At 71.7% G+C, this 2333-nt stretch carries 1 protein-coding gene; it reads left to right on the top strand.

Features of this window, described 5'->3' with window-relative positions; genetic code table 11:
* Positions 1 to 288 precede the first annotated feature (288 nt).
* Positions 289 to 2238, top strand: a complete 1950-nt coding sequence (locus ACFWTE_RS29195) for a glycosyl hydrolase family 18 protein (protein ID WP_378783141.1) — start codon at positions 289 to 291, stop codon at positions 2236 to 2238.
* Positions 2239 to 2333 lie beyond the last annotated feature (95 nt).

The raw sequence follows: 2333 nt of genomic DNA, 5'->3' as shown, positions 1-2333 counted from the left end.
GGGCTGCCGGGGGCTGCCGGGGGGGGCCGGGCGGTGGCCCCCCCCGCCGGGCGGACCCGCGGGGGGGGGCCCCGCCCCCCCCCCGCCCCCCACCCCCTCCTCCACCCCCAGCGGGAGGAACCCCCATGCCCCTGCCACCCACACGCCACCGCTCCCGCGCACCCCCGACCCGGTCCCGGTCAGCTCCGATCACCGCACTCCCTGGGCGCACACCCCGCTGCCGAACGCCGTCCGAGACACCCCGCGGCGAACGGCACCCCCACACCGCTCACGCACCAGGAGCAACCAGTGAGAGCACGACGACTCAGGAACCGCCTCGCGGCGCTCGCAGCCGCCGTCATCGCCGTCCCCCTCGCCCTGTCCCCCGCCCCCGCGTCCGCCGACACCGCCGGCGTCACCGTCACCTACGTGGAGACCAGCCGCTGGGAGACCGGCTACGGCGGACAGATCACCATCGCCAACGCGTCCGACACCCCCCTGTCCGACTGGACCGTCGACTTCGGGCTGCCCTCCGGTACCGCCATCACGTCCCTGTGGAACGCCACCCTGACCCGGTCCGGCGGCACCCACACCCTCACCCCTCCCCCGTGGGGCGCCGACGTCCCCGCGGGCGGCAGCTACTCCATCGGGTTCAACGGCACCCACGGCGGCGGCGACACAGTCCCCGTGAACTGCCTGATCAACGGCAACAGCTGCTCCGGGGAGCCCGGTGAGGACGACACCGAGCCGCCCACCGCACCGACCGGGCTGGCCGTCACCGGCACCACCTCCACCACCGTGACCCTGGGCTGGGAGGCCGCCGACGACAACGTCGCCGTCGCGGGCTACGAGGTCCTGTCCGGCGGGGATGTCGTCCGCGCCGTCACCACCACCTCGGCGACCGTCACGGGGCTGGCCCCCGAGACCGAGCACACGTTCACGGTGCGCGCCTACGACAGCTCCAACAACCGGGGCCCGGAGACAGCCGCCGTCAGCGCCACCACCGACGCCGGGGGCGGCCCCACCGACCCTCCCCAGGAACGCCGCGTCGCGTACTTCACCCAGTGGGGCATCTACGACCGCGGCTACCTCGTCCGGAACCTGGAGACGTCCGGCACGGCCGAGAAGCTGACCCACATCAACTACGCGTTCGGCAACATCAACGCCAACGGCGAGTGCTTCATGGCCAACCAGCTGGGCCAGGGCGACGCCTGGGCCGACTACGGGCGCTCCTTCACCGCCGACCAGAGCGTCGACGGTGTGGCCGACACCTGGAACCAGTCCCTCCGCGGCAACTTCAACCAGCTCCTCAAGCTCAAGGAGCAGTACCCCGACCTGAAGGTCAACATCTCCCTCGGCGGCTGGACCTGGTCCGAGCACTTCTCCGACGCCGCACTGACCGCCGAGTCCCGCGAGCGCATGGTCTCGTCGTGCATCGACCAGTTCCTGCGCGGCAACCTCCCGCTCTTCGACGGTGCGGGCGGCCCCGGCTCCGCCGAGGGCGTCTTCGACGGCATCGACCTCGACTGGGAGTGGCCCGGATCCGCGGGGCACGAGCACAACACCATCCGCCCGGAGGACAAGGAGAACTTCACCGCCCTGGTCTCCGAGTTCCGCGACCAGCTGGACGCGCTCGGAGCCGAGACCGGCCGCGAGCACGAACTGACCGCCTTCCTGCCCGCCGACCCGGAGAAGATCGACCTCGGCTTCGAGATGCAACCGCTGATGACCGACTTCGACTTCATCACCGTGCAGGGCTACGACTACCACGGCGCCTGGGAGAACACCGCGAACCACCAGTCCAACCTCGTCGAGCACCCCGACGACCCCGGGCCCGACGTCTACTCCACCCAGAGCACGGTCCAGGCCTACCTCGACCACGGCGTCGAACCCGCCGACATGGTCCTCGGGGTGCCCTTCTACGGACGCGGCTGGACCGGGGTCCCTGCCGGGCCGAACGGCGACGGCCTCTTCCAGCCCGCCACCGGTGCCGCCCCCGGCCGCTACGAGGCCGGGATCCAGGACTGGAAACTCCTCAAGGACCTGACCGGATACGAGCTGCACCGTGACGACGAACTGGGCACGGCCTGGCTCTACAACGGCTCCACCCTCTGGAACTACGACGACGAGACCTCCATGGCCCAGAAGACCGACTGGGCCCAGGCCAACGGCCTCGGCGGCGTGATGATCTGGTCCATCGACGGCGACGACGCGAACGGCAGCCTCATGAACGCCATCGACACCGCGCTGGCCGGCTGACCCCGGCCCGCACGGGCTTGTCCAGGGTCTCCATGAGCGGGCTGGGCGTGACGCCCGCCGTCCAGATCAGCGTCCGGCTGGGAAGGGCGCGGCCG

This window comes from Nocardiopsis sp. NPDC058631, assembly GCF_042716955.1.
Taxonomy (GTDB): domain Bacteria; phylum Actinomycetota; class Actinomycetes; order Streptosporangiales; family Streptosporangiaceae; genus Nocardiopsis.
The sequence above is the reverse complement of the archived record's forward strand: the minus strand, read 5'-3'. Positions and strand labels throughout refer to the sequence as shown.